At 58.9% G+C, this 18585-nt stretch carries 19 protein-coding genes; 14 read left to right on the top strand and 5 right to left on the bottom strand.

The annotated features are described in order from the left end of the window. Positions 1–118: 118 nt before the first annotated feature. Complete coding sequence (locus tag ACZRMH_RS06580; RefSeq protein ID WP_464012718.1) at positions 119–757, bottom strand: riboflavin synthase subunit alpha; 639 nt, start codon at positions 755–757, stop codon at positions 119–121. A 257-nt stretch (positions 758–1014) separates the two neighbouring features. Between ACZRMH_RS06580 and prfB the strand changes: the two genes are divergently transcribed. The 7 genes from prfB to ACZRMH_RS06615 all read left to right on the top strand — a co-directional run bounded on the left by prfB (position 1015) and on the right by ACZRMH_RS06615 (position 7875). Next, a protein-coding gene (prfB, locus tag ACZRMH_RS06585; RefSeq protein ID WP_464012719.1) for a peptide chain release factor 2 occupies positions 1015–2110 on the top strand; the annotation gives its coding sequence in 2 pieces (ribosomal slippage) (positions 1015–1086 and positions 1088–2110; 1095 coding nt in all). Between the two features lie 112 nt (positions 2111–2222). Beyond that, positions 2223–3725 carry a lysine--tRNA ligase gene (lysS, locus tag ACZRMH_RS06590; protein WP_464012720.1) on the top strand — a complete coding sequence of 501 codons (1503 nt, stop codon included), beginning with the start codon at positions 2223–2225 and terminating at the stop codon, positions 3723–3725. A 199-nt stretch (positions 3726–3924) separates the two neighbouring features. Then, positions 3925–4641 carry a TetR/AcrR family transcriptional regulator gene (locus ACZRMH_RS06595; RefSeq protein WP_464012721.1) on the top strand — a complete coding sequence of 239 codons (717 nt, stop codon included), beginning with the start codon at positions 3925–3927 and terminating at the stop codon, positions 4639–4641. Between the two features lie 12 nt (positions 4642–4653). After that, entirely contained in the window at positions 4654–5202 is a 549-nt protein-coding gene (locus ACZRMH_RS06600; protein WP_464012722.1) for a hypothetical protein, read from the top strand. Between the two features lie 25 nt (positions 5203–5227). After that, on the top strand, positions 5228–6505 hold the full coding sequence (locus tag ACZRMH_RS06605) for a flavohemoglobin expression-modulating QEGLA motif protein (RefSeq protein WP_464012723.1): 1278 nt from the start codon (positions 5228–5230) through the stop codon (positions 6503–6505). 135 nt (positions 6506–6640) lie between these two features. After that, a complete protein-coding gene (locus ACZRMH_RS06610; RefSeq protein WP_464012724.1) occupies positions 6641–7552 on the top strand; it encodes an alpha/beta hydrolase in 912 nt (303 codons plus the stop codon). Next, positions 7549–7875 carry a hypothetical protein gene (locus ACZRMH_RS06615; protein ID WP_029611547.1) on the top strand — a complete coding sequence of 109 codons (327 nt, stop codon included), beginning with the start codon at positions 7549–7551 and terminating at the stop codon, positions 7873–7875. Before ACZRMH_RS06610 ends, ACZRMH_RS06615 begins: the two co-directional genes overlap by 4 nt. A 173-nt stretch (positions 7876–8048) precedes the next feature. On the opposite strand, the gene lptF is transcribed toward ACZRMH_RS06615, so the two are convergent. Continuing rightward, positions 8049–8828, bottom strand: a complete 780-nt coding sequence (gene lptF, locus ACZRMH_RS06620) for a lipotoxin F family OmpA-related lipoprotein LptF (RefSeq protein WP_464012725.1) — start codon at positions 8826–8828, stop codon at positions 8049–8051. Between the two features lie 65 nt (positions 8829–8893). Further along, on the bottom strand, positions 8894–9307 hold the full coding sequence (locus ACZRMH_RS06625; RefSeq protein ID WP_019822131.1) for a DUF4398 domain-containing protein: 414 nt from the start codon (positions 9305–9307) through the stop codon (positions 8894–8896). Positions 9308–9578: 271 nt separating this feature from the next. Between ACZRMH_RS06625 and ppc the strand changes: the two genes are divergently transcribed. The 5 genes from ppc to ACZRMH_RS06650 all read left to right on the top strand — a co-directional run bounded on the left by ppc (position 9579) and on the right by ACZRMH_RS06650 (position 15180). Beyond that, entirely contained in the window at positions 9579–12209 is a 2631-nt protein-coding gene (gene ppc, locus ACZRMH_RS06630) for a phosphoenolpyruvate carboxylase (RefSeq protein ID WP_464012726.1), read from the top strand. A 286-nt stretch (positions 12210–12495) separates the two neighbouring features. Continuing rightward, positions 12496–13143 carry an adenylate kinase gene (gene adk / locus ACZRMH_RS06635; RefSeq protein WP_464012727.1) on the top strand — a complete coding sequence of 216 codons (648 nt, stop codon included), beginning with the start codon at positions 12496–12498 and terminating at the stop codon, positions 13141–13143. A gap of 95 nt (positions 13144–13238) precedes the next feature. Further along, positions 13239–13922, top strand: coding sequence for a tRNA (adenosine(37)-N6)-threonylcarbamoyltransferase complex dimerization subunit type 1 TsaB (tsaB, locus tag ACZRMH_RS06640; protein ID WP_464012728.1), 684 nt, complete (start codon positions 13239–13241; stop codon positions 13920–13922). 88 nt (positions 13923–14010) lie between these two features. Beyond that, the gene (locus tag ACZRMH_RS06645) at positions 14011–14307 is read left to right on the top strand and encodes a hypothetical protein (protein WP_464012729.1); all 297 of its coding nucleotides are present in this window, start codon (positions 14011–14013) and stop codon (positions 14305–14307) included. 3 nt (positions 14308–14310) lie between these two features. Beyond that, positions 14311–15180, top strand: coding sequence for a DUF72 domain-containing protein (locus ACZRMH_RS06650; protein ID WP_464012730.1), 870 nt, complete (start codon positions 14311–14313; stop codon positions 15178–15180). On the opposite strand, the gene ACZRMH_RS06655 is transcribed toward ACZRMH_RS06650, so the two are convergent. Continuing rightward, on the bottom strand, positions 15177–15797 hold the full coding sequence (locus tag ACZRMH_RS06655) for an energy transducer TonB (protein WP_464012731.1): 621 nt from the start codon (positions 15795–15797) through the stop codon (positions 15177–15179). The genes ACZRMH_RS06650 and ACZRMH_RS06655 overlap by 4 nt on opposite strands. Positions 15798–15890: 93 nt before the next feature. Between ACZRMH_RS06655 and ACZRMH_RS06660 the strand changes: the two genes are divergently transcribed. Beyond that, complete coding sequence (locus tag ACZRMH_RS06660) at positions 15891–16673, top strand: class I SAM-dependent methyltransferase (protein ID WP_464012732.1); 783 nt, start codon at positions 15891–15893, stop codon at positions 16671–16673. Between the two features lie 79 nt (positions 16674–16752). On the opposite strand, the gene ACZRMH_RS06665 is transcribed toward ACZRMH_RS06660, so the two are convergent. Continuing rightward, positions 16753–17391, bottom strand: coding sequence for a TetR/AcrR family transcriptional regulator (locus ACZRMH_RS06665; protein WP_464012733.1), 639 nt, complete (start codon positions 17389–17391; stop codon positions 16753–16755). A gap of 89 nt (positions 17392–17480) precedes the next feature. Here ACZRMH_RS06665 and ACZRMH_RS06670 point away from each other — a divergent pair, with 89 nt between their 5' ends. After that, positions 17481–18581 carry an efflux RND transporter periplasmic adaptor subunit gene (locus ACZRMH_RS06670; RefSeq protein WP_464012734.1) on the top strand — a complete coding sequence of 367 codons (1101 nt, stop codon included), beginning with the start codon at positions 17481–17483 and terminating at the stop codon, positions 18579–18581. Positions 18582–18585: the final 4 nt, after the last annotated feature.

The raw sequence follows: 18585 nt of genomic DNA on the forward strand, positions 1-18585 counted from the left end.
GAGGATTGCCAGGCAGACCGCGTCGCTTGCATCGCAGGCAAGCCACACAGGTTTTGTGTTGTTCATACAGTCGGTGTTCACAGAACCCTTGTGGGAGCGAGCCTGCTCGCGATGGCCTCTACGACGACTGCGACAGGTTTCCTGGGAGCAGGCGAGCCAGGGTTTTTTGCAGGGTATCCACCAGCGTGCGCGTGGTCTGGTCTATTTCGACATTGACCCGGTCGCCCACCTGCAAACTGCACAAATTGGTCAAGGCGAGGGTTTGCGGAATCAGGTTGACGGTCACTGTGTGTCGCTCTTCATCCAGGCGATCGATGGTGAGGCTGCAGCCATGCAGACCGATAAAACCCTTTTTGAACAGATAGGCAAAAGTCGACGCATCCAGCTGGAACTGCGCCGTCACCGTCTCGCCCAGTTGCTGCCATGACACTACCTGCGCGGTGCTTTCAACATGGCCGTACAGTGCATGCCCGCCATTTTCGTCGCCAGTACGATGTGAGCGCTCAATATTGACCCGGTCATTGATGTTCAAGTGTTTGAGCGTGGTGATCTCGGCCGTTCGGTGAGAGATATCAAACGTCGCGGTGTCTGCAGAATAAGCCACTACGGTCAGGCATGTGCCGTTGACCGACACGCTGGCACCGATTTCGACGTTGTCGAATAGAGAAGATTCCTGGGCCAGGACGATACGATTATGCCCTGGCTCCGGGTGTACGGACAGCACCCGGGCGGTGCCTTGAACAATGCCGGTATACATCAGGAAATTCTCCTTTTAAGCAGCATCAAACCTGTGGGAAAGGCAGTTTTATAACAGTGTTTATAGCGTTTCTGGTAGGGGGCGGCGATCGCCAGTTCGTGGATGCCTTTATCGAACTGGCTGTAGCTCACGGAGCCGCTACCCGGATACCAATCCCTGTTTGCTGACCACATAACCCCGCCAGGCGGGCTGCTGATACGCTCTGTTTGCGGTATACTCCCCGGCTTTGTAAAAATCGCCTACGAGTGCCGCCAGCCATGGAAATCAACCCGATCCTTAACAGCATCAAGGACCTGTCAGAGCGCTCCGAAACCATTCGGAGGTATCTTTGACTACGATCAAAAGCATGAGCGTCTGACCGAAGTCAATCGCGAGCTTGAAGATCCGAGTGTCTGGAACAACCCTTCGTACGCCCAGGAGCTGGGGCGCGAGCGCTCCCTGCTGGCGCAGATCGTTGAAACCCTCGATGAGATGCACACCGGTCTGGCCGATGCCAAAGACCTGTTGCTGATGTCTGCCGAGGAAGAAGATCAGGCCGCTGTAGACGATGTTGCCGCTGAAGTGGAGCGTCTGCGCGAAGCCCTTGAAAAACTCGAATTCCGCCGCATGTTCAGTGGTGAGATGGATGCCAACAACGCTTACCTGGACATTCAGGCAGGCTCCGGTGGCACCGAAGCGCAAGACTGGGCCAATATCCTGTTGCGGATGTATTTGCGTTGGGCCGACAAGCGCGGCTTCGAAGCCACCATCATGGAACTGTCTGCCGGTGAAGTAGCCGGTATCAAAGGCGCGACCGTGCATATCAAGGGCGAATACGCCTTTGGTTGGTTACGTACCGAGATTGGCGTCCATCGTCTGGTTCGCAAAAGCCCGTACGATTCGGGCAACCGTCGTCACACTTCGTTCTCGGCTGTGTTCGTTTCGCCGGAAATCGACGACAACATTGAAATCGATATCAACCCGTCAGACCTGCGGATCGACACCTATCGTTCCTCCGGTGCCGGTGGTCAGCACGTAAACACCACCGACTCGGCCGTACGTATCACTCACGTACCGACCAACACCGTGGTGAGCTGCCAGAACGAACGTTCGCAGCATGCGAACAAAGACACCGCGATGAAAATGCTGCGGGCGCGTCTTTACGAGCAGGAAATCCAGAAGCGCAACGCCGCTTCCCAGGCCCTGGAAGACACCAAGTCGGATATCGGCTGGGGTCATCAGATCCGCTCGTATGTACTCGATGCCTCGCGTATCAAGGATTTGCGTACCAACATCGAACGCAGCGACTGCGACAAGGTGCTCGACGGCGATATCGACGAATACCTGGTAGCCAGCCTGAAACAAGGGCTGTAAGTCGGCAACAAACCGTGTGCGAAGCCAGTGCGATGCCCAGAAGGCGCGCTAAAGCCCGCTTCCCCCTGCCGCAAGGCGGGGGCAACGAACCTGTGATGGAATTTTTAAAGACATGAGCGACCAACAACTCGATCCGCAAGACCTGCAACAGGAAGAAAACGCCCTGATCGCCCTGCGCAAGGAAAAACTTGCAGCCGAGCGCGCCAAGGGCAATGCCTTCCCGAATGACTTCCGTCGTGACAGCCTCTGCGCCGACCTGCAGAAGAAGTACGCCGAGGCGACCAAGGAAGAGCTGGCTGAAGCCGCCATCCCGGTCAAGGTTGCTGGTCGCATCATGCTTAACCGTGGCTCGTTCATGGTGATCCAGGACATGACCGGTCGCATCCAGGTCTACGTCAACCGCAAGACCCTGCCGGAAGAAACCCTGGCCGCCGTAAAAACCTGGGACCTGGGCGACATTATCGCCGCTGAAGGCACCCTGGCCCGTTCCGGCAAAGGCGACCTGTACGTTGAAATGACCAACGTGCGCCTGTTGACCAAATCCCTGCGCCCGCTGCCGGACAAGCACCACGGCCTGACCGACACCGAGCAGCGCTATCGCCAGCGTTACGTTGACCTGATCGTTAACGAAGACGTGCGCCACACGTTCCGTGTGCGCTCGCAAGTGATCGCCCATATCCGCAGCTTCCTGATGGCTCGCGATTTCCTTGAAGTGGAAACGCCGATGCTGCAAACCATCCCCGGTGGTGCAGCGGCCAAGCCGTTTGAAACGCATCACAACGCCCTGGACATGGACATGTACCTGCGCATTGCGCCGGAGCTGTTCCTCAAGCGTCTGGTGGTGGGTGGTTTTGAAAAGGTGTTCGAGATCAACCGCAACTTCCGTAATGAAGGCGTTTCGACTCGTCACAACCCAGAATTCACCATGTTGGAGTTCTACCAGGCTTACGCCGACTACGAAGACAACATGGACCTGACCGAAGAACTGTTCCGTGAACTGGCGCAGCTGGTTCTGGGCACTACCGACGTGCCGTATGGCGACAAGGTGTTCCACTTCGGCGAACCGTTCGTGCGTCTGTCGGTGTTCGACTCGATCCTCAAGTACAACCCCGAGCTGACCGCTGACGACCTGAACGACATCGACAAGGCTCGCGCCATTGCCAAGAAAGCCGGCGCCAAGGTGCTGGGCTTCGAAGGTCTGGGCAAGCTGCAGGTGATGATTTTCGAAGAGCTGGTCGAGCACAAGCTGGAACAACCGCACTTCATCACCCAGTACCCGTTTGAAGTGTCGCCTCTGGCCCGTCGTAATGACGAGAACCCGAACGTGACTGACCGCTTCGAACTGTTTATCGGTGGCCGTGAAATCGCCAATGCCTACTCCGAGTTGAACGACGCGCAAGACCAGGCCGAGCGCTTTATGGCTCAGGTAGCTGACAAGGACGCTGGCGACGACGAAGCCATGCATTACGATGCCGACTTCGTACGCGCCCTGGAATACGGCATGCCGCCGACTGCCGGTGAAGGTATCGGTATCGACCGTCTGGTGATGTTGTTGACCAACTCACCGTCGATTCGCGACGTGATCCTGTTCCCGCACATGCGCCCGCAAGCGTAACGATGCAGAATAAAAAGCCGCCGATTTGAGGCGGCTTTTTATTGCCTGCCAGGTAGATAAAACTTTCCATTGTGGGAGCGGCGGTGCGACGACTCGACTTGCTCGCGATTGCATCACCGCGATGCCCAGACATACCGCAGCGCCTGCATCGCGAGCAAGCTCGCTCCCACAGGTTTTACACACTAAGAAGGAATTTATCGTGAACCTTGTCAGGTCCCCCAAAGGTGCGGTAACTATCGCCGTGGCAGTGGCTGAAAGTGTTCAATACCAGGGGCGCAAGGCCAGTCGTCATGGTAGTGAGCAGCGTCGTCAGTTGATCCTCGATGCCGCCATGCGCATTGTGGTGCGCGACGGTGTACGCGGGGTCCGGCATCGGGCGGTGGCGGCAGAAGCCGGGGTACCGTTGTCGGCAACCACCTACTACTTCAAGGACATTGACGACCTGCTCAATGACACCTTCGCCCAGTACGTTGAGCGCAGTGCGGCCTATATGGCCAAGCTCTGGCAAGGTACTGAAGACAAGTTGCGCGCGATGATGGCCAGCGGTGATGGTAGCCAGCAGGCACGTGCCAGGCTGGCGGATGATATTGCGCAGATGACCGCCGATTATCTGCAGCATCAACTACAGACCCGCCGCGAGCACCAGATGGCTGAGCAGGCCTTCCATCAGGCAGCCCTGATCAATCCACGGCTGGCGGTGCTGGTGCGTGCCCATCAGCAGATTTTCCTGCAGGGCGCCGGGCAGATCTTCGAGGTGCTAGGCTCCAGGCAGCCACAGCAGGATGCCAAAGTCTTGACGGCGATTATCGCTCGGATGGAATATCAGGCCCTACTGGATGGCGCGCAGCCCGAGGCGGATGACGACCGGCTGGCTATTCTTACGCGTTACATGCACTTGGTGTTGGTTGCTCTATAGAAGGATTCAGGCATGAAAGCTTGGCGCGTGATGCTTATGGCATTGTCGTTTTTGATGTTGAACGGCTGTCTGGTGACCTTTAGCCAGGCGCCGCTTGTGGCGCAGCCGGCACCTAAACCGCTGCTGGGCAAATGGGTCAGCAAGGATGCCTGGGGCCAGGCGCGTAATCTTGAGATCAGTGCCATCGACAAAACCCGTTATCAGGCCGTGGTCTATCCCAAAGGCGAGCCCAAGGCCCGCGAGCGTTATGTGTTTATCGTGGCCCGCCACGGCAGCCGCTGGTATGCCTCGGCAGCGATACCGGCCAAATTGGGCGGCAATTACACCCTGAGCGGTTTTGAGCTGACCGATAACGGCGAACTGGTGATCTATGATCTGGACCTGGATCAAATCAAGCAGGCCATCGGCCAGTCGGCCTTGAGTGGGGAGCCCGTGGAAACCGCCGAGGGCTCGGGCACGCTGATCAAAAGCCCGTCGGCTGAAGTCTTCGCCTACCTCGACGATCCGGCCAATTCCGACGTATTTGTTGAAGCAGCCCGCTATAAACGTGTGACCAAATAACGCTGTTAATTGAAGGAAGCTGCCGGTGGACGACTACCAGCGCACGATACGCACCTTGTCTGACCGCATCGTGCTGGCACAAACCCCGATCCGCGTGCTGGATGCGGTGAAGTGGGACGACAGCATCCGCCAGGGTTTTTTAAAGGCCAAGGGCAAGCAAATGCCCGAGGTCAATCGCGACTATTACCTGGGGCGGCCGTTATCCTTTGATTCGGCGGCGGTAAAGTCCGAGTTCCAGAATATCGAGCGTGATATCACCCGTCAGTTGGGGCAGTTCAACCCGGTCGGGCAGATCATGCGGCGCATGTGCAAAGAGTACCGGATGGTGGTGCGCATGCTTGAGGCGCGCGGCACTGAAGACTTCGGGCTGATCTCCCAGGAACTTTATGGCGCGGCCTCGGATGCCTTCCATGCCGGTGATCCGACCCTGGCCGACCTGGGCCTGATGATGTCCGACTACCTGGACAATATCGACGGCCGCGGCGCACTCAAGGACGAAGCCAAGACCTTGACCGCCAAAGATGCCGTGCACTTGCTGCAAAGCCGCCTCAACAAGGTGTTTGGCGAGGCCGAGGAAACCATTCGGGTGTTCGAGTCCGATGGCATCGTTGCCGACGCGGCGGCGGGCGCCGACTACATCAAGATCCGCACCGATGCGATGTTCAACGAGCGTGACGTGCGGGCGCTGGAAGTCCACGAAGGGCTGGTGCATGTGGGCACCACGCTCAATGGTCTCAACCAGCCGATCTGCACCTTCCTGTCCAAGGGCCCGCCATCGTCCACCGTGACCCAGGAAGGCCTGGCGATCCTGATGGAAATCATCACTTTTGCCTCCTACCCCAGCCGTCTGCGCAAACTGACCAACCGCACCCGTGCCATTCATATGGTGGAGGAGGGCGCGGACTTTATGCAGGTGTACGAGTTCTTCCGTGAGCAAGGCTTTGAGATGCCAGAAAGCTATGGCAATGCGAGTCGGGTTTTCCGTGGATCGGTGCCAAATGGCCTGCCATTCACCAAAGACTTGTCCTACCTCAAGGGCTTTATCATGGTTTACAACTACATTCAGCTGGCCGTGCGTAAAGGCAAGCTGGAACAAGTGCCACTGCTGTTTTGTGGCAAGACGACCCTGGAAGACATGCGAACCCTGCGCCAGTTGGTGGATGAAGGTTTGGTGGTCGCGCCCAAATACCTGCCGGATCAGTTCCGTGACATGAATGCACTGTCGGCCTGGATGTGCTTCTCCAACTTCCTCAACCACTTGAGCCTTGACCGTATCGAAGCGGATTACTCGAATATTCTGTAAATCTTGAATTAACCACTTCCCCTTGTGGGAGCGGGCTTGCTCGCGATGCAGACCACGCGGTTTGTCAGGTAAACCGAGGCGATGCCATCGCGAGCAAGCCCGCTCCCACCTAATTTATTCAGGCGATTGGTTCAAATGAAAACCCTGGCTGTACTCTGCCTGCTGTTGACCCTCAGCGGCTGTAGTTCATTGCTGTTCTACCCCGAGCAAGGCCAGCCGATTACCCCCACGGCGGCCGGCCTGGACTATCGCGATGTCACCCTGACGGCCGCCGATGGCACGCGCTTGAACGGCTGGTGGTTGCCTGCCAAAAAAGGCGTACCGCTCAAGGGCACGGTGCTGCACCTGCATGGCAATGGCGGCAATTTGGCTTATCACCTGGGCGCCACTGCATGGCTGCCTGCGCAGGGCTATCAAGTGCTGATGTTCGACTATCGCGGCTATGGACTGTCCCAGGGCTCGCCGAACTTGCCGTCTGTGTATCAGGATATCGATGCGGCGTTTGACTGGTTGCAACATCAGCCGCAAACCCAGGGCTTACCGCTGATTGTGCTGGGCCAGAGTCTGGGCGGTGCGATGGGGATTCATTACCTGAGCGAGCACCCGCAGCAACGAGCACGTATCAAGGCGATGGTGCTGGATGGCGTACCCGCCAGCTACCGTGAAGTCGGGCAGTTTGCCTTGAGCACGTCGTGGCTGACCTGGCCGTTGCAGGTGCCGTTGTCCTGGCTGGTGCCCGATGCCGACAGTGCCATTTATGCAATGCCGCACATGGGCGGCATGCCGATGCTGATCTACCACAGCCTGGATGATCCGGTTGTGCCGCTTTCCAACGGCCTGCGCCTGTATCAGGCTGCGCCCCCGCCCAAAGTGCTGCAACTGACCCGTGGTGGCCATGTACAGACCTTTGCCGACCCCACCTGGCGCCAGGTGATGCTGCGCTACCTGGATGATCCACAACATTTCAATGGCGTGCGGCGATTGGGCGAAATCGCCAATTACCCCGCCTCACCGAACACTGAACTTGAAACCGAGAGCCAACAATGAGTGAAGAACGCAACGCCATCCCCCTGATCATTACCGGTATTTGCAGCATCATCGGTACGGTGGGCGCCCTGTGGTACTACGGCTACCTGCATTTCGCCAAGCCTGAAGACGCCTTGCTGCTCAGCGACTTCACCATGCTCAAAACAATTCCAGGTGAGGACTACAAAGTCTCCCTTACGCCAGCCAACCAGGTGGCGCAGTGCATCGACGGCATTATCGTGTTGTTCGATACCGAGCAGAAGGGTTTGACCGGGGTGCTGGTCAACAACAAGAAACAGGCAGTACGTTGCCTGGGGCAGGAAACGCCGAAGCTGGAGCAATAAGAGCAAACTGTTCCGGGAACTGTGGGAGCGGGCTTGCTCGCGATGCAGGCGATGCGGTATGTCAGCTAAACCGCAGTGATGCCATCGCGAGCAAGCCCGCTCCCACAAGAGGGAATATATTCGTGCTAAAAAAGCCCCGCCTGATCGCTCAGGCGGGGCTTTTTGTCATGGCCTTACTGCATCGCTGTACGCGGTGCTACCGGCTGGTTGTCGTTGGAGATAGTCACTTCAACACGACGGTTCTGGGCACGGCCCGAATCGCTGCTGTTGTTGGCCACCGGGTATTCCTTGCCATAACCCTGAGCCACGATGCGGGTCGGGTCTACACCTTTGCGTACCAGTGCATTACGCACCGATTGGGCACGACGCTCGGACAGGGTCTGGTTGAATGCCGCCGAACCCACGCTGTCGGTGTAACCTTCAACAATCACTTTGCGGTCCGGGTTCTGCATCAGGTACTCGGCCAGGGTATTGATATTGCGCATGCCGTTGGGTTGCAGCTCGGCCTTGCCGAACTGGAACAGCACATCACCAAAGGTCACCAGGGTGCCACGTTCGGTTTGCTTGGCGTTCATGCCTTTGAGTTGCTGGATCTGCGCATCACGGGCATCAAGTAGTGCCTGGTTGCGGGCCGCACCGGCGTTTTTCAGGTTGTTTTCCGCAGTACGCAAGGCGATGGTCTGCTTGGCCACTTCAACACGCTGGTTGGTCAGGTAGGAAAGCTGGTCAACCTTGGTCTCGTCTTCCTTGTTCAGGTAAGCCTTTTCAGCCTTGTCCAGCCATTCGCTGGCGTCCTTGGTTTCCAGGGCAGCAACCTTGGTGGATTCAGGGTTGGTTTGCAGCGCCGAGAAGTTGGTCTTGGCGTTTTCCAGGTTGACGTTTGGCTGGTGCGAGCACGCCGCCAGGCCAACGCTCAGGGCCAACAGGGCAGGGATCATTACTGTATTGCGCATGATATTGAGTCCTTTTTATCGATTAGGAATGCGGTGTCGCAGGTGCAGTCAAAAAAGGGCAGCGTTTACTGAACGCTGCGCATGCCTTCCTGACGCAGTTGCTGAACGGCATTCTGAGCATCCTGTACCGCCTTCTCGGCTTTGGCCGCCTGGGCTTTGCGCTCTGCTACACGAGCATCCCACTCTGCCTGTTCGGACAGACGACGGGCCTCATCGTATTTTTTGTCATGCATCGCCAACTCGGCTTGCTTGAGCTTGTCCTGGGCCGATTTCATTTCTACCGGTGCATATTCGGTCGCACCTGCGCTCACGGCGTTATTGACCGCCGATTGAGTCACGGCGTACTGCTCGGAAGGTGGATTACCGGCACAACCGGCCAAAACGAAGCTGGTGCCGATTGCCAGCGCAGCCAGTTTTAGCCCGCGCAGGCGAGGTGAGGTGGTTTTGACAGTGCGGGTCATCATGGTCTTCAACTCCATTGGGAAGCTCCTTAGAAACAGCAAATTCCATCACGACTGGTAAGGTCACCCGGAGTGTTGGAACACGAGTTCCAGCGGTGATGGTTAATGGCTGTGACCGGAGCGATTTTTGAATAGTTCAAAAAAAGATGGCATTTGGCCTAAAAGATTTTCTGACCGATTGGTCAGCGCAGTTTTGTAAATCTGCGCCGCCCATGACTTGCCAGCAACCGCCTTTGCAACGCACTCTTGGGGTACGAGCTGTCCCCGGATCCTGCTGGAGAAATTGCTGATGACCGATATTGATGCACGCTTGCGCGATGATGTTCACCTGCTGGGTGAGCTGTTGGGTAATACGATTCGTGACCAATACGGCGAAGCCTTTCTCGCCAAGATCGAGCTGATTCGCCAGGGCGCCAAGGCCGACCGGCGCGGCACCACGGGCGAGGAATTGAGCGCCATTCTCGATGCCCTGAGCGATGATGAAGTGCTGCCTGTGGCACGGGCGTTCAACCAGTTCTTGAACCTTGCCAATATCGCCGAGCAGTACCAACTGATTCACCGGCGTGAAGAAGGCCAGGCTGAGCCTTTCGAGGCGCTGGTGCTGCCGCAGTTACTCGATCGCCTGCTGGCCGAAGGGCATGATCCGGAGTCGCTGGCGCGACAGGTCAGCCGTCTTGAAATCGAGCTGGTGCTCACCGCACACCCCACTGAAGTAACGCGCCGCACCCTGATTCAAAAGTACGATGCCATTGCCGAGCAACTGGCGGCCCAGGACCATCGTGACCTGACCTTCGCGGAAAAATCCGAAATCGAGCAGCGCTTGCAACGGCTGATCGCCGAGGCCTGGCACACCGAAGAAATCCGCCGCACCCGACCGACACCAGTCGATGAGGCCAAGTGGGGTTTCGCGGTGATCGAGCATTCGTTGTGGCACGCCGTGCCGCATATGCTGCGCAAGGCCGACAAGGCCCTGTATGCCGCCACCGGGTTGCATTTGCCCCTGGACGCGGCACCGATCCGCTTTGCGTCCTGGATGGGCGGTGACCGCGACGGCAACCCCAATGTCACCGCCCCTGTAACCCGTGAAGTGCTGCTGCTGGCGCGCTGGATGGCAGCCGATCTGTACCTGCGTGATCTCGACAAGCTGGCCGCTGACCTGTCGATGCAGCAGGCCACGCCGCAACTGCTGGCTGCAGCCGGGGAAAGCGCCGAGCCCTATCGCGCCGTGCTCAAGCAGCTGCGTGAGCGCCTGCGTGCTACCCGTAACTGGGCCCACAGTGCCCTGAGCAGCGCTCAGCCTGCTTCGGCAGATGTATTGCACGACAATCGCGAACTGCTGGCGCCGTTGCAGCTTTGCTATCAATCGCTGCACGCCTGCGGCATGGGGGTGATTGCCGATGGTCCCTTGCTCGATTTCCTGCGCAGGGCAGTAACTTTTGGCTTGTTCCTGGTGCGACTGGATGTGCGTCAGGACGCGGCCCGCCACACCTCGGCCATGACCGAAATCACCGATTACCTGGGCTTGGGTCGCTATGAAGACTGGGACGAAGATGCGCGCCTGATCTTTTTGATGCGCGAATTGAACAACCGTCGCCCGCTACTGCCGGGCTACTTCAAACCTGCGGCCGATACCGCCGAAGTGCTGGCGACCTGCCGCGAAGTGGCCGCTGCACCGGGGGCTTCGCTGGGTTCTTATGTGATCTCCATGGCCGGTGCCGCCTCCGATGTGCTGGCGGTGCAACTGCTGCTCAAGGAGGCCGGGCTGGAGCGGCCGATGCGTGTGGTGCCGTTGTTTGAAACCCTGGCTGACCTCGACAATGCCGGGCCGGTGATCGAGCAGCTGCTGCTGTTACCGGGTTATCGGGCCCATCTGCAGGGGCCGCAGGAAGTAATGATCGGCTATTCCGATTCGGCCAAGGATGCCGGCACCACGGCGGCGGCCTGGGCGCAGTATCGGGCCCAGGAGTCACTGGTCAATATCTGCCGTGAGCAGGGTGTTGAGCTGCTGTTGTTCCACGGTCGCGGTGGCACCGTGGGGCGTGGCGGTGGCCCGGCCCACGCGGCGATTCTGTCGCAGCCGCCGGGGTCGGTGGCGGGGCGCTTCCGCACCACCGAGCAGGGAGAAATGATCCGCTTCAAGTTCGGCCTGCCGGATATCGCCGAGCAGAACCTCAACCTGTATCTGGCCGCGGTGCTGGAAGCCACCTTGCTGCCACCACCGCTGCCCGAGCCGGGCTGGCGGGTGCTGATGGACGAATTGGCTGCTGACGGGCTCAAGGCCTACCGTGGTGTAGTTCGCGACAATCCGCAGTTCGTCGAGTACTTTCGCCAGTCCACCCCGGAACAGGAACTGGGCCGTTTGCCCCTGGGCAGTCGCCCGGCCAAGCGCCGTGCTGGCGGGATTGAAAGCCTGCGCGCCATCCCGTGGATTTTCGGCTGGACCCAGACCCGTCTGATGCTGCCCGCCTGGCTGGGCTGGGAAACTGCCCTGAGTCAGGCACTGGAGCGCGGTGAAGGCGAGCAACTGGCCCAAATGCGCGAGCAGTGGCCGTTCTTCCGCACCCGTATCGACATGCTGGAGATGGTCCTGGCCAAGGCCGATGCCGATATCGCCCGGCTTTATGACGAGCGCCTGGTGAGCCCCGAACTGCTGCCATTGGGTGCGCACTTACGCGACTTATTGTCGCAGGCGTGTTCGGTGGTTCTGGGCTTGACCGGTCAGGCACAGTTGATGGCACATAGCCCGGAGACCCTTGAGTTCATCCGTTTGCGTAACACTTACCTGGATCCGCTTCATCTATTGCAGGCTGAACTGTTGGCCCGGTCGCGGCGCCAGCAATCTGCCCAGGACAGCCCTCTGGAACAAGCGTTGCTGGTGACTGTGGCCGGGATCGCGGCGGGCTTGCGCAACACCGGCTAAGGCAAAAGAACGGTAAATGTCGCGCCAGAGCGTACGGGGGCAGGGCAGAGCGGCTGCCGATCCCTGTGCGGGCGCGACACTTTATTGTGGGGTTGCGACCTGTGACACCCGGCCGCACAGGCCCGTTTAGCTGTGATTTTTCCTACTTTGGGCGGCTTGTGTGGGCCGGGCCTGCTGTGTATCTTGATCAGCCCTTGGCCGTTTTGACGGCCATAACCCGATTTTGAGGCTGGCCCAAAGAGGCGAGTCTGTTGTCATTTAAATAAAAAATTTGAGGAGCACATCGATGCGCGTAATTCTGCTGGGAGCTCCCGGGGCCGGTAAAGGTACTCAGGCAAAGTTCATCACTGAAAAATTTGGCATCCCGCAAATCTCCACCGGCGACATGTTGCGTGCAGCCGTGAAAGCCGGCACCGAGCTGGGCCTGATCGCCAAAGGCGTGATGGACAGCGGCGGTCTGGTATCCGATGACCTGATCATCAATCTGGTGAAAGAGCGCATTGCTCAGCCGGACTGTGTAAACGGTTTCCTGTTCGACGGTTTCCCGCGCACCATTCCGCAAGCTGAAGCCCTGGTAAAAGCCGGTGTTGAGCTGGACCACGTGCTGGAAATCGCCGTTGAAGACGAAGAAATCGTTCAGCGTATTGCTGGCCGTCGTGTACACGAAGCGTCGGGCCGGATTTACCACACTGTCTACAACCCGCCAAAGGTTGAAGGCAAGGACGATGTAACTGGCGAAGAGCTGGTACAGCGCAAGGACGACACCGAAGAAACCGTTCGTCACCGTCTGTCTGTCTACCATTCGCAGACCAAGCCGCTGGTGGACTTCTACCAGAAGCTCGCCGCTGCCCAGGGCAAGCCGAAGTACAGCCACGTTGAAGGCGTTGGCTCGGTAGAATCGATCACGGCCAAGGTGCTTGAAGCCCTGAGCTGATAAGTCGATTTTGCGATGTCACAACAGCCCGCTTGCGGGCTGTTGTTGTTTATACTGCTGCACTTTTTTCAATTCTGATTCTGACGGGAACACCGATGAGCACCTTGCTGGCCCTGGATACCGCGACTGAAGCTTGCTCAGTTGCCTTGTTGCACGATGGCAAGGTTACGAGCCACTACGAGGTGATCCCGCGCCTGCACGCGCAAAAGCTGTTGCCGATGATCAAACAACTGTTGGCCCAGGCGGGTGTTGAACTGTCGGCAGTCGAGGCCATTGCCTTCGGCCGCGGGCCGGGTGCCTTTACGGGGGTGCGTATTGCCATTGGCGTGGTTCAGGGCCTGGCGTTTGCTCTGGAGCGTCCGGTGTTGCCGATCTCCAACCTGGCGGTATTGGCACAGCGAGCCCATCGCGAGCACGGCGCAACCCAGGTGGTGTCGGCCATCGATGCGCGCATGGACGAGGTGTATTGGGGCTGCTATCGCGAAGAAGCGGGGGAGATGCGACTGCAAGGCGCTGAAGCCGTATTGGCACCTGAAGCTGCGGCCTTGCCCGATGGCGCCACAGGTGACTGGTTTGGCGCGGGTACTGGCTGGGGTTACGCCGAGCGTTTGCAGGTCAAGCCATACGCGATGGACGCGGGCATGCTGCCTCACGCTGAAGACCTGCTGACCCTGGCCCGCTTTGCCTGGGCCCGCGGTGAAGCCATTCGTGCCGATGATGCGCAGCCGGTGTATCTGCGTGACAAGGTAGCGGCTACAAAAGCTGAACGTAACGCTTGATCCGCTGCCGCTACGCATAATAGCCGGCTCATTTGCTTAGTCCGGCCAGCGCCGCTAAATTGTATCTATCGTTACCGAGCTTGCTGCCATGCGCATTGACGGCTTTTCTTCCCAGTCCTACCCGATCAAGCGCAAGCCGCGTAAAGGCCAGCCGCTGCTTGATGAGTCGGTCGAGGACAGTGAAGCCCCGCTCGATAACGCTCCGCAAGCGGCTCGCCCATCCCCTTCCGGCGAGCGCATCAGTCAGTTGCCGGTTCGCTCCCAGGACATGATCTTCCAGCGTGCCATGAGCAAAAGTGCGGCCAGCGCTCTTGCCAGCTACCTGACCACCGCAGGTTTTGTCGACTGGGATACCGAAGTGTTGGGGCTGGACCTGTATATTTGAGCCATGACTCATACGCCTTTGCCTTATTTCCTCGGTTGCCCGTCCTGGAGTGAAAACGCCTGGCGCGAAGGCCTCTACCCGCAGAACGCTCGCCCTGCAGATTTTCTAAGTCTGTACGCGCAGGTGTTCAACGCAGTCGAGGGCAACACCACCTTCTATGCCAGGCCCGCCCCGACCACGGTCGAACGCTGGGCGCAAAGCTTGCCCGAACGCTTTCGCTTTACTGCCAAATTTCCGAGGGATATCAGCCACGGCGGTGATTTGCGCCAGCAGTTGCATGCCGCCGATGATTTCCTGCAGCTGCTGCGGCCCCTTGGGGCGCGCGTGGCGCCATTCTGGCTGCAACTGCCGGCAAGCTTCGGCCCGCAGCGCCTGGCCGAGCTGGTGAGCTTTATAGACGCTCTGGAGCGCCCGCTGGCGGTTGAGGTGCGTCACCCGGAGTTCTTTGCCAGGGGCGATGCCGAGCGGCTGCTCAATCGCTTGCTGATGGATCGCGGGGTTGAGCGTATCTGTCTGGACCCGCGGGCATTGTTCAGTTGCGACTCGACTGATCCCGCCGTGCTTCACGCGCAATCGAAAAAACCCAAAGTGCCACCGCGCCCGGCAGCCTTTACGCAATTCCCGCAGGTGCGCTTTATTGGCCGCCCGGAGCTGGAGGCCAACGATCCGTATTTGCTGCCCTGGATTGCAAAGGTCGCGGGCTGGATCGAGGAAGGGCGCACGCCTTATGTGTTTCTGCATACGCCGGACAATCATCGGGCGCCAGAACTGGCACGGCGTTTTCATCAGCAATTGAGTGAAAGGTTACCGGGGCTGCCGGTATTGCCCGAACTGCATCAGCCGTCGACAGTCGAGCAACTGGGGCTGCTTTAAGCCGCCATACGTAGGTTGTTGACCACCAGCGGCCGCGCCCAGCTCATATCGAAGTCCATTGCTCGCTGTTGTTCGATCAGGGTCAGGGCATCGAATGGCTCGGCGGGCGGTGGCAGCAGGTCCAGCTCAAACTCGGCGATCGGCAGATGCAGAGGGCGTGGCTCAGGCCCCGGGCCCGGGTCAGGTAGCGGATGGCCCTGAGCCATGACCAACGGCCGCACCCAGGTCGCGGTGAAATCCTGTTGCTGTTGTTGAACGATGATCTCTTCCGGCGGGTAGGGCACTGCAGGTGGTGGCAGCAAGTCCAGCTCGAACTCGGCAATGGGCAGAAACAGGGCTTGCGGCGGGCGTAGCTCGGTGTCCTGAACCTCGCAACGGCGCTGGGTGACGATATTGCCCAGCACCTCGGTACCGCCGTGTGGTTCGGTATGTTCATCCTTGGCGCCGGGTGCCACATCGATCGCCGCATATTCTTCAGTACTGGACTGCTCGGCCAATGCCTGGGCGTAGAAGTCCTTCCACAGGTGATTGACGCTGCCTGTGATCTGCGAATTTTGTCGGCCAAAGTCGCCAATTGGCGCAATAAAACCGACGGATGCGTAATGAATGTCTGACATAGCTCTCGGACGACGCCCGGCTCTGGCAAAATGGCGGATATTTCATTTATCGGCAGCCTTTGCCGATCATTAAATTTTTGAGCGTGTTTTTAGATGATTGAGCAAGCAGCGGGCTGTCGTATCAAAGTCGAGGCGTTGGACGAGGCTTATCAGGCCCTGGCCGAGCAATGGGCTGAGCGTCTGGGTTTGCCCCTGGACGAGCCGGATGCCGAGTTCGCCTTGCAGCTAAGCGCCCAGGGTTTGCAGCTGCAGCAACTGGGCCCGGATGCACCGGGCCCGGTGCGGGTTGATTTTGTCGAAGGCGGTGCGGCCCACCGGCGTTTGTTTGGCGGCGGCACCGGGCAGATGATTGCCAAAGCGGTGGGTATCCAGCAGGGCGTACGCCCGCGGGTGCTGGATGCCACTGCGGGGTTGGGCAAGGATGCATTCGTGCTGGCCAGCCTGGGCTGCGAAATGAGCCTGATCGAGCGTCAGCCGCTGATTGGCGCCTTGCTGGAAGACGGTCTGGCCCGTGGCCTGGATGACTTTGAAGTGGCGCCGATCGTGTCGCGCATGCATTTGCTCAAGGGTAATTCGATTGAAGTGATGCGTAACTGGGAGGGCGAACCGCCGCAGGTGATCTACCTGGACCCGATGTTCCCCCATCGCGAGAAAACCGCATTGGTGAAGAAGGAAATGCGCCTGTTCCGCCCTTTGGTGGGCGATGACAATGATGCCCCGGCACTGCTTGAGGCGGCGCTGGCGCTGGCGAGCCATCGGGTGGTGGTCAAGCGCCCGCGCAAGGCACCGTGCATTGCCGGGCCAAAGCCGAGCCATGCATTGGATGGCAAGTCGAGCCGTTACGATATTTATCCTAAGAAAGCGTTGAAACCTTAATCCTCACAAATACTCTGTCAATTGTGGGAGCGAGCAAGCCCGATCCCACAAAAGCTGCACCAGCATCAAGGTGTTTGCTTCAGGTCGGCCGATAGGCCCGCATAAATACCGCCACCACTTCCTGCACATGGGCCTCGCTCTCCTCAGGCCCCGGTGGCTCACCGCCGGCAAACAGCAGGCGAAAGTTCGGTGCGCCCTTGAGCATGCAGAAGAAGTGCTCCGCCGCGTAATGGGGGTTGTCGATCTGCAGCGCGCCGCTCTGATCCATCTTGCGCAGCAACCCCTCCATTTCGTGCACCACGCGTTCCGGCCCGGCTTCCAGGAATATCTGCGACAGCTTGGGGTCCTGGCTGCCCAGGGCGACCATCAGACGGTGCAGGTTCAGCGATTCCTCACTGTTGATCAGCACCTGAAAGCCTCGGGCAATGTTCAACAACACCGTCTCGATAGGCTTGCCTGCAGGCAATTCAAAAAAAAGTACCGGCAACTGCTCGGTGCATTTGGACATGATTGCCGATGAAAACAGCGTCTCTTTGTCAGTGAAGTGGCTGTAGACCGTCAGTTTTGATACGCCTGCCAGGCCTGCAACCGCATCCATGCTGGTATTGGCATAGCCCTTGGTCAAAAACAGGGATTTGGCGGCGTCGAGGATCGACTGGCGTTTTGCCAGGTCCTTGGGGCGGCCGAGTGTATTGGGGGGTAAAGGATTGTCAGACATATCCGTTTATTACTGGACTGGTGAGTTTAGTATTAATAACATGCAGCCAGTATAAATATTCCAAGCCCCATTAGCGAAAGGTCGTCACCATGTTGCGCCATGCCTTGCCCCGCGCTGTGCCTCTGTGTCTGGTAATTTTATTGTCTGGGTGTGGGCAGCAAGAGCCTGCCAAAATCAGCATCAGCCCGGCGATGGTGGTGCAGCCGCAACCTTCGGCGCTGGCCAGCCAGAGCTACCCTGGCGAAGTGCGGGCGCGGTTTGACCCGCAACTGGCGTTTCGTATTGGCGGCAAAGTCACCCGGCGTCTGGTGGATGAGGGCGAGCGGGTCAAGGCCAATCAACCGCTGGCCGAACTGGACCCCCAGGACGTGCGCCTGCAACTGGATGCAACCCGTGCCCAAGTGGCGGCAGGGCAGGCCAACCTGAATCTGGTGCGGGCTGAGCGCGACCGTTACAAGACCCTGCTGGATCGGCAGATGGTCAGCCGCTCGCAGTTCGATAACGCCGAAAACCTCTATCGCTCAGGCGAGGCCAAACTTCAGCAGCTCAAGGCCGAGCAGGATGTGGCCAGCAATCAGGCAAGCTATGCCGTGTTGCGTGCGCCACAAGACGGTGTAATCGCCCAGCGTCAGGTTGAAGTCGGGCAGGTGGTCAATGCCGGCCAAACCGTATTTACCCTGGCAGCCGATGGTGAGCGGGAAGTACTGATCAGCCTGCCGGAGCAGGATTTTGGCCGTTTCAAGATCGGCATGCCGGTGGCGGTGGAGCTCTGGTCGCAGCCCGGCCAGCGCTTCAGCGGGCGTATCCGTGAACTGTCACCGTCGGCCGACCCGAAGTCGCGCACTTTTGCCGCCCGTATCGCCTTTACCGCTGGCAAGGTGCCTGCCGAGCTGGGGCAAAGTGCCCGGGTGTTTATTCAGAGTGAAGGTGTCAGCTCGCTGTCGGTACCGTTGTCAGCCCTGACAGCGGAAAATGGTGCGTCTTATGTGTGGCGGGTGGGCCAGGGCAACAAGCTGGAGCAAGTGCCCGTACGTGTAGGGCCGTTTGGCGAAAGCAGCGTAGCGGTGCTCGAAGGCCTCAAGGCCGATGACTGGATTGTCGCCGCCGGTGTGCATGTGTTGCATCCCGGGCAGGAGGTGCGGCCGATTGATCGCTCCAACCGGGCTATCAATATCGCGGCGAAGGAGTAACACC

Source organism: Pseudomonas sp. B414, assembly GCF_055408445.1.

What these genes read in the sequence shown, in the direction of transcription:
- ACZRMH_RS06580 (WP_464012718.1), bottom strand. Translation starts at nt 757, where the DNA reads ATGTATACCGGCATTGTTCAAGGCACCGCCCGGGTGCTGTCCGTACAC.
- lysS (WP_464012720.1), top strand. Translation starts at nt 2,223, where the DNA reads ATGAGCGACCAACAACTCGATCCGCAAGACCTGCAACAGGAAGAAAAC.
- ACZRMH_RS06600 (WP_464012722.1), top strand. Translation starts at nt 4,654, where the DNA reads ATGAAAGCTTGGCGCGTGATGCTTATGGCATTGTCGTTTTTGATGTTG.
- ACZRMH_RS06610 (WP_464012724.1), top strand. Translation starts at nt 6,641, where the DNA reads ATGAAAACCCTGGCTGTACTCTGCCTGCTGTTGACCCTCAGCGGCTGT.
- ACZRMH_RS06615 (WP_029611547.1), top strand. Translation starts at nt 7,549, where the DNA reads ATGAGTGAAGAACGCAACGCCATCCCCCTGATCATTACCGGTATTTGC.
- lptF (WP_464012725.1), bottom strand. Translation starts at nt 8,828, where the DNA reads ATGCGCAATACAGTAATGATCCCTGCCCTGTTGGCCCTGAGCGTTGGC.
- ACZRMH_RS06625 (WP_019822131.1), bottom strand. Translation starts at nt 9,307, where the DNA reads ATGGAGTTGAAGACCATGATGACCCGCACTGTCAAAACCACCTCACCT.
- ppc (WP_464012726.1), top strand. Translation starts at nt 9,579, where the DNA reads ATGACCGATATTGATGCACGCTTGCGCGATGATGTTCACCTGCTGGGT.
- adk (WP_464012727.1), top strand. Translation starts at nt 12,496, where the DNA reads ATGCGCGTAATTCTGCTGGGAGCTCCCGGGGCCGGTAAAGGTACTCAG.
- tsaB (WP_464012728.1), top strand. Translation starts at nt 13,239, where the DNA reads ATGAGCACCTTGCTGGCCCTGGATACCGCGACTGAAGCTTGCTCAGTT.
- ACZRMH_RS06645 (WP_464012729.1), top strand. Translation starts at nt 14,011, where the DNA reads ATGCGCATTGACGGCTTTTCTTCCCAGTCCTACCCGATCAAGCGCAAG.
- ACZRMH_RS06650 (WP_464012730.1), top strand. Translation starts at nt 14,311, where the DNA reads ATGACTCATACGCCTTTGCCTTATTTCCTCGGTTGCCCGTCCTGGAGT.
- ACZRMH_RS06655 (WP_464012731.1), bottom strand. Translation starts at nt 15,797, where the DNA reads ATGTCAGACATTCATTACGCATCCGTCGGTTTTATTGCGCCAATTGGC.
- ACZRMH_RS06660 (WP_464012732.1), top strand. Translation starts at nt 15,891, where the DNA reads ATGATTGAGCAAGCAGCGGGCTGTCGTATCAAAGTCGAGGCGTTGGAC.
- ACZRMH_RS06665 (WP_464012733.1), bottom strand. Translation starts at nt 17,391, where the DNA reads ATGTCTGACAATCCTTTACCCCCCAATACACTCGGCCGCCCCAAGGAC.
- ACZRMH_RS06670 (WP_464012734.1), top strand. Translation starts at nt 17,481, where the DNA reads ATGTTGCGCCATGCCTTGCCCCGCGCTGTGCCTCTGTGTCTGGTAATT.